Annotated in this window: 6 protein-coding genes and 2 pseudogenes; 7 read left to right on the forward strand and 1 reads right to left on the reverse strand. The window is 38.8% G+C overall.

Annotated elements, in window-relative coordinates; all coding sequences use genetic code 11:
* The 5 genes and pseudogenes from HT671_RS03530 to HT671_RS03550 form a co-directional block, all read left to right on the forward strand.
* Nucleotides 1-299: transposase (locus HT671_RS03530; protein ID WP_172923044.1), on the forward strand; the 299-nt coding region annotated here is incomplete at its 5' end.
* Between the two features lie 185 nt (nt 300-484).
* Nucleotides 485-963, forward strand: a pseudogene (locus HT671_RS03535) (DUF1919 domain-containing protein); the annotation flags it as partial.
* 101 nt (nt 964-1,064) lie between these two features.
* Nucleotides 1,065-3,194 (forward strand): Tex family protein, encoded by a 2,130-nt coding sequence (locus HT671_RS03540; protein ID WP_138703127.1) that lies wholly within the window; start codon nt 1,065-1,067, stop codon nt 3,192-3,194.
* Nucleotides 3,181-3,630 carry a SprT family protein gene (locus tag HT671_RS03545; RefSeq protein WP_001054507.1) on the forward strand — a complete coding sequence of 150 codons (450 nt, stop codon included), beginning with the start codon at nt 3,181-3,183 and terminating at the stop codon, nt 3,628-3,630. Before HT671_RS03540 ends, HT671_RS03545 begins: the two co-directional genes overlap by 14 nt.
* Before the next feature lie 58 nt (nt 3,631-3,688).
* Entirely contained in the window at nt 3,689-3,961 is a 273-nt protein-coding gene (locus HT671_RS03550) for a PspC domain-containing protein (RefSeq protein ID WP_001085044.1), read from the forward strand.
* Nucleotides 3,962-4,098: 137 nt separating this feature from the next.
* On the opposite strand, the gene HT671_RS03555 is transcribed toward HT671_RS03550, so the two are convergent.
* Nucleotides 4,099-4,296 (reverse strand): hypothetical protein, encoded by a 198-nt coding sequence (locus HT671_RS03555; RefSeq protein ID WP_138703126.1) that lies wholly within the window; start codon nt 4,294-4,296, stop codon nt 4,099-4,101.
* A 428-nt stretch (nt 4,297-4,724) separates the two neighbouring features.
* Here HT671_RS03555 and HT671_RS03560 point away from each other — a divergent pair, with 428 nt between their 5' ends.
* Together HT671_RS03560 and HT671_RS03565 are read left to right on the forward strand one after the other, a co-directional pair.
* On the forward strand, nt 4,725-5,483 hold the full coding sequence (locus tag HT671_RS03560; protein ID WP_000173358.1) for an ABC transporter ATP-binding protein: 759 nt from the start codon (nt 4,725-4,727) through the stop codon (nt 5,481-5,483).
* Nucleotide 5,484: 1 nt separating this feature from the next.
* Nucleotides 5,485-7,472: pseudogene (locus HT671_RS03565) on the forward strand (ABC transporter permease).
* Nucleotides 7,473-7,560 lie beyond the last annotated feature (88 nt).

The following is a 7,560-nucleotide window of genomic DNA, read 5'->3' on the forward strand; positions in this document are numbered from 1 at the left end:
TAGCTCCCATGATTTACAAGAACAGCAGGACAAGCGATTTCTTTGTGGAGTGGTTCAAAACGCAACTCCTGCCTGCTTTGAAGACACCTCATGTTATTATCATGGACAATGCTAGTTTTGATCCCAAGAACATTTTGGATGAACTCTGCATCCAAGATAAACACTTTTTCTTACCTCTACCGCCTTATTCACCAGATTTGAATCCTATTGAGCAAGCTTGGGCTATCTTGAAAAAGAAAGTAACAGATTTATTAAGGGAAGTCCCAACTATTTTTGAATGTTTGGAACGCTTTTTTTAAAACTAAATGATTATATAATTGAAATAAGAAGAAAATCATTATCAGAAAATTATAGGAGGTAGTAAAATTGACTTGCTTAATCAGTGTTATTTTATTACATCAAGGAGATAAAAATAGTTTATTAGAGTCTTTATTAATAGTTGATAGACAAACATTTAAAGATATAGAAGTTATTATTGTAAAGCCAATATAGAACACCTTTTGTTGGTTTATTTATTCTTCCTGATGATTATTATAAACTTACAAAGGATTTTCGGTACTATATGGAACAAGAACTTGTTTTCGAAGAGGAACTTGTTTCACCGAGCTGGACCCATGAAGTTTATCCTTTGGGGCACTTAGGGGATATAGATATTCATTTTCTACATTATTCTAGTATTGAAGAAGCACGGACTAAGTGGGAAAAAAGAAAAAACGCATAAATTGGGATAATCTATATTTTAAATTTGATAATAAAGATTCAGCTAGTGAAGAAATTTTAAATAAGATGGATAATCTTCCTTATTCTAATAAATTAATTTTAGTCAATCGTCCATATAAAAATTTGAAAAGTCAATGTGTTATTCCAGGTCAGGAACATCTTCCAGAACTGGCTATTATGTCTGATCCATTAAATACTTTTGATATCATGGCTTGGTTAAAAAAAGGTGGCAATGCTCTTTAAGTGCAAGTTATTGCGCTGTAGCATATAAATCTATTTCCTACATATTTTTTAAATGTTCTACGAGTTAATTTGAAACGTTTAGCTTGTGGTATAATAGATTTATGGATAAAAAATATGAAAAAATCTCTCAGGATTTGGGAGTGACGTTAAAGCAAATTGATACCGTTCTAAGTTTGACAGCTGAAGGGGCGACTATTCCCTTTATCGCGCGTTATCGCAAGGACATGACTGGTAGTCTGGATGAGGTGGCGATTAAGGCTATTATTGATTTGGATAAAAGTCTGACAAATCTCAATGACCGTAAGGAAGCTGTCTTAGCTAAGATTCAAGAACAAGGTAAGTTGACCAAGGAATTGGAAGAAGCTATCTTAGTTGCCGAAAAATTAGCAGACGTTGAAGAACTCTATCTTCCTTATAAGGAAAAGCGTCGTACCAAGGCAACCATTGCCCGTGAAGCTGGACTCTTTCCTCTTGCTCGCTTGATTTTGCAGAATATAGTTGACTTAGAGAAAGAAGCTGAAAAGTTCGTCTGTGAAGGATTTGCGACTGGCAAGGAAGCCTTGACCGGTGCAGTTGATATTTTGGTCGAAGCCTTATCGGAAGATGTGACCTTGCGTTCTATGACTTATCAGGAAGTGCTGAGACACTCTAAACTTACTTCTCAAGCCAAGGATGAAAGTCTTGATGAAAAGCAGGTTTTTCAGATTTATTATGATTTTTCAGAGACAGTTGGAACTATGCAAGGCTATCGTACCTTGGCTCTCAATCGTGGGGAGAAACTTGGTGTCTTGAAGATCGGTTTTGAACATGCGACGGACCGTATTCTTGCCTTCTTTGCTACTCGTTTCAAGGTGAAAAATGCTTATATTGATGAAGTTGTTCAGCAATCCGTTAAGAAAAAGGTCTTGCCTGCTATCGAGCGTCGTATTCGGACAGAATTAACTGAGAAAGCTGAAGAAGGAGCTATCCAACTTTTTTCTGACAATCTGCGCAATCTCCTCTTGGTTGCTCCACTGAAAGGGCGCGTGGTTCTTGGATTTGACCCAGCCTTTCGTACAGGTGCCAAGTTAGCTGTCGTGGATGCAACAGGAAAAATGCTGACAACTCAGGTTATTTATCCTGTTAAACCAGCATCAGCTCGTCAAATCGAAGAAGCCAAGAAAGATTTAGCAGATTTAATTGGTCAATACGGTGTAGAGATTATTGCCATTGGAAATGGAACGGCCAGTCGTGAAAGTGAAGCTTTTGTAGCGGAAGTTCTGAAAGATTTCCCTGAAGTCAGCTATGTTATCGTTAATGAAAGTGGTGCTTCTGTCTATTCTGCCAGCGAACTTGCTCGTCAGGAGTTTCCAGACTTGACCGTTGAAAAACGCTCTGCCATTTCTATCGCCCGTCGTTTGCAAGATCCTCTTGCGGAATTGGTCAAAATCGATCCTAAGTCAATTGGTGTCGGTCAATACCAACACGATGTCAGTCAGAAGAAACTATCTGAGAGTCTGGACTTTGTTGTCGATACAGTGGTTAACCAAGTTGGTGTCAATGTCAATACAGCTAGCCCAGCTCTTCTTTCACACGTAGCTGGACTCAACAAAACTATCTCTGAAAATATTGTCAAATACCGCGAGGAAGAAGGAAAAATCACTTCACGCGCCCAAATCAAGAAAGTTCCTCGTCTGGGAGCCAAGGCCTTTGAGCAGGCTGCTGGTTTCCTTCGTATCCCTGAAAGTAGCAATATCCTTGATAATACAGGAGTTCACCCAGAGAATTACACTGCAGTTAAGGAACTCTTCAAACGTTTAGATATTAAAGACCTAAACGAAGAAGCCCAAAGCAAACTCAAGTCCCTTTCAGTCAAGGAAATGGCTCAAGAGCTAGACCTCGGTCCAGAAACCCTTAAAGATATCATTGCAGATCTTCTCAAACCAGGTCGAGATTTCCGTGATTCCTTTGACGCACCTATGCTTCGCCAAGATGTCCTGGATATCAAGGACTTAGTGGTTGGGCAGAAGCTAGAGGGTGTGGTGCGTAATGTCGTTGACTTCGGTGCCTTCGTTGACATTGGAATTCACGAGGACGGTCTCATTCATATTTCCCACATGAGTCGCAAATTTATCAAACATCCTAGCCAAGTGGTGTCAGTTGGAGATTTGGTGACCGTTTGGGTCAAGAAAATTGATACTGAACGTGAAAAAGTCAATCTGTCGCTCCTAGCTCCAGATGAATCTAACTGATTACGTCAAGCAGGTTTCGCTAGAAGACTTCGGCAGACCTTTTATCCATCATGCCCAGTGGAATAGGCGTCTACGTTCGACAGGTGGGCGATTTTTCCCCAAAGATGGGCATTTGGATTTTAATCACAAGGTTTATCAGGAACTGGGGTTGGACGTTTTTAGGAAAATTGTCCGACATGAACTCTGTCATTATCACCTCTATTTTCAAGGAAAGGGCTATCAACACAAGGATCGGGATTTTAAGGAACTGTTGAAAGCAGTGGATGGATTACGCTTTGTGCCAACCTTGCCAAATAGCAACTCCAAGCCAATCAAGCTCTATCGTTGTCAATCCTGCCAGCAAACTTATTATCGCAAGCGAAGGATTGATACCAAACGCTATCGCTGTGGAGTTTGTCGAGGAAAGTTGCTACTAGTAAATCAGCCTGAGGACTGATGAAAGCCGAGCCTACCCGTGATATACTATGTCTAACCTAGCAGAAAGAGGAAATATCATGAACAGTAAGTTTTATAAAATGAGACGAAATCGCATGATTTCAGGAGTTTTAGCAGGTCTGTCAGACAAGTGGAACTTTGATGTTACCCTTGTACGTTTTCTGTTTGCCATTTTTACAGTCGCAAACTTTGGACTTGGGGTGATTATCTATATCATCCTAGCTTCTATCATGCCAACCAAGGAAGAAATCGAAGCAGAAATGTACGGAACAGGCCCACGTAAACGCAAAGAAGCTCAAGCCATTGACGATAATGAAGGCTGGTTTTGGTGAGGTTTTACAAAAGATTTGGAATACGCAAAAAGCTTTAAATCAATAGTCTAAACTGCTTGATTTAAAGCTTTTTTACTTTTAATAAGATTTTCTCAGCCTCATATACAAATTAAAAATAATATTTTGAACTTAGATTTCTAATCTGATTTTTCATGCTGAGAGAAAACTGTTTTTGAAAAATGGTGGATGCTGATAACAACTGATAACCAGCAAATAATATAAGCAGTAGCTGTAAATTCTGTACCGATAAAGTATGTTTTTTCAACTAAGAGCTGACCGATAAATGGAGAGAGTAGATAGAGAAATCCGATGAGTATATGTTCTTTGTGTTTCATTAAGGCGCACCTTCTTTCCTTATAGGTTGAACGACTTGCTAGTGTTAAATTTAATGGTATGTTATCTAGGCAAGCTTACTCAAATGTTAGTTCCCGCTTCCTCCTTCCTAAAGTAAGCCTTTTCACACTTATATTTTACAATTTTTAAAATAGGAAATCAAATCATTTTCTAAGTAATTTTGCCTATATTTCCCCCAATCTTACAAAAATGTAAGATTAAAGTCTTTTTTGTAAGGTTAGGTTATGGCAAGCGGTCTTTTTTTTGATGTAAACTAGACTCATAAAGAACAAAGGAGTAACATCATGAAACAAATCTTACATAAGAAAACAAGAAAACCAAGCCATAAAGAAATCGAGCGTGTTCAACTGGGATGCGCTATGATGCAAGCAACATTTCATTTGATGGGATATTAAGAAAGGAGATTCTCATGACACTTTTAGATGTAAAACACGTTCAAAAAATTTATAAAACTCGTTTTCAGGGCAACCAAGTAGAGGCCCTCAAGGATATTCACTTTACCGTGGAAAAAGGTGACTACGTTGCCATCATGGGTGAGTCTGGTTCTGGTAAATCAACTCTTCTCAATATTCTAGCTATGCTGGATAAACCAAGTCGTGGTCAGGTTTACTTAAATGGAACTGACACAGCAACCATTAAAAATTCACAGGCTTCTAGCTTCCGTCGTGAAAAATTAGGCTTTGTCTTCCAAGATTTTAACTTGCTAGATACTCTATCTGTTAAGGACAATATCTTGCTTCCTCTTGTCTTGTCAAGAAGACCTATTACGGAGATGATGAAGAAATTGGTGGTGACAGCTGAGAATCTAGGTATCAACCAATTGCAAGAGAAGTACCCTTACGAGATTTCTGGTGGTCAGAAACAGCGTGTAGCAGTAGCACGCGCCATCATCACAGAACCTGAAATTCTCCTTGCGGATGAGCCAACAGGTGCCCTTGATTCCAAGTCCTCTGCAGCTCTTCTTGATGTTTTTGATGAAATCAATGAGCGCGGCCAAACCATTCTCATGGTAACCCACTCAACAGCAGCAGCTAGCAGAGCTAAACGTGTACTCTTTATCAAGGACGGCATTCTTTACAATCAAATCTACCGTGGAGAGAAGACAGAGCGTCAGATGTTCCAAGAAATCTCTGATACCTTGACTGTCATGGCAAGCGAGGTGAATTAGTATGTTTCGATTAACTAATAAGTTAGCGGTATCGAACTTGATTAAAAACCGCAAGCTCTACTATCCTTTTGCGCTGGCTGTTCTCTTGGCAGTCACCGTCACCTATCTCTTTTACTCTCTAACCTTCAATCCAAAGATTGCGGAAATCCGTGGAGGAACAACCATTCAGGCTACACTTGGATTTGGTATGTTTGTCGTCACCCTTGCGTCAGCCATTATCGTCCTCTATGCCAATAGTTTTGTCATGAAAAATCGTTCCAAGGAACTGGGGATTTATGGCATGTTGGGATTGGAAAAGCGCCATCTAATCAGTATGACCTTTAAGGAGTTGGTGCTATTTGGAATTCTAACTGTTGGTGCAGGGATTGGTATTGGGGCCTTGTTTGACAAGTTGATTTTTGCTTTCTTGCTCAAACTGATGAAATTGAAGGTTGAGCTGGTCGCTACCTTCCAAATGAATGTTGTCATTGCAGTACTTGTTGTCTTTGGATTGATTTTCCTATGCCTCATGTTCCTGAATGCCCTTCGAATCGCCCGTATGAATGCCCTCCAGCTCTCGCGTGAGAAAGCAAGCGGAGAGAAAAGAGGTCGTTTCCTACCTCTCCAAACTATTCTTGGTTCCATAAGTTTAGGGATTGGCTACTATCTTGCCCTTACCGTAAAAGATCCTCTCACAGCCCTAACAACCTTCTTCCTAGCTGTTTTGCTGGTTATCTTTGGTACCTATCTCTTGTTTAATGCAGGAATTACAGTCTTCCTCCAAATCTTAAAGAAAAACAAGAAATACTATTACCAACCTAATAACCTCATATCTGTTTCCAACTTGATTTTCCGTATGAAGAAAAATGCGGTTGGACTAGCAACTATCGCTATCTTGTCAACAATGGTTTTGGTAACCATGTCAGCAGCGACAAGCATTTTCAATTCCGCAGAAAGCTTAAAAAAGTTCTAAATACGCATGACTTTGGAATTACTGGAAAAAATGTTGAAAAAGAAGATTTGGACAAACTCTTGAGCCAGTTTGCAAGTGACAAAGGTTATAGTGTCAAAGAGAAAGAAGTTCTTCGTTACAGTAACTTTGGTATTGCAAATCAAGAAGGAACCAAGTTAACTATTTTTGAAAAAGGACAAAACCGTGTCCAACCAAAAACAGTTTTCATGGTATTTGACCAAAAAGATTATGAAAATATGACTGGTCAAAAATTTTCTCTATCAGGAAATGAGGTCGGTCTCTTTGCCAAAAATGACGGACTGAAAGGACAGAAAGTACTAACTCTAAATGATCATCAATTTTCTGTCAAAGAAGAATTTAATAAAGATTTTATTGTCAACCATGTCCCAAATCAGTTTAATATTTTTACTACTGATTACAATTACCTTGTTGTACCTAATTTACAAGCCTTTTTGGATCAATTTCCAGATTCGGCTATCTATAATCAGCTTTACGGTGGTATGAATGTAAATATCAGTGAAGAAGAACAACTCAAGGTAGCTGAAGAATATGAAAACTACCTTAATCAGTTTAATGCTCAATTAAACACTGAAGGTAGCTATGTTTATGGTAGCAATCTAGCAGATGCTAGTACTCAGATGAGTGCCCTCTTTGGTGGTGTCTTCTTTATCGGTATTTTCCTATCCATTATCTTTATGGTCGGAACCGTTCTGGTCATCTACTACAAACAAATTTCTGAAGGCTATGAAGACCGTGAGCGTTTTATTATCTTGCAGAAAGTTGGTTTAGATCAAAAACAAATCAAGCAAACCATCAACAAACAGGTTTTAACTGTTTTCTTCCTTCCTTTGCTTTTTGCCTTCATACATCTAGCCTTTGCCTACCATATGCTTAGTCTGATTTTAAAAGTGATTGGTGTAATAGATACGACTATGATGTTGACTGTGACCTTGTCTATCTGCGCTATCTTCCTCATCGCCTATGTGCTGATTTTCATGATTACTTCTAGAAGTTATCGCAAGATTGTACAAATGTAAAAAAAGATACCTCGATTTTGAAATCGAGGTATTTCTTGTATTGTATACTCAATGAAAATCAAAAAGCAAACTAGAAAGCTAGCCGCAG

Source organism: Streptococcus sp. 2741 (assembly GCF_013276315.1).
Lineage (GTDB): Bacteria > Bacillota > Bacilli > Lactobacillales > Streptococcaceae > Streptococcus > Streptococcus pseudopneumoniae.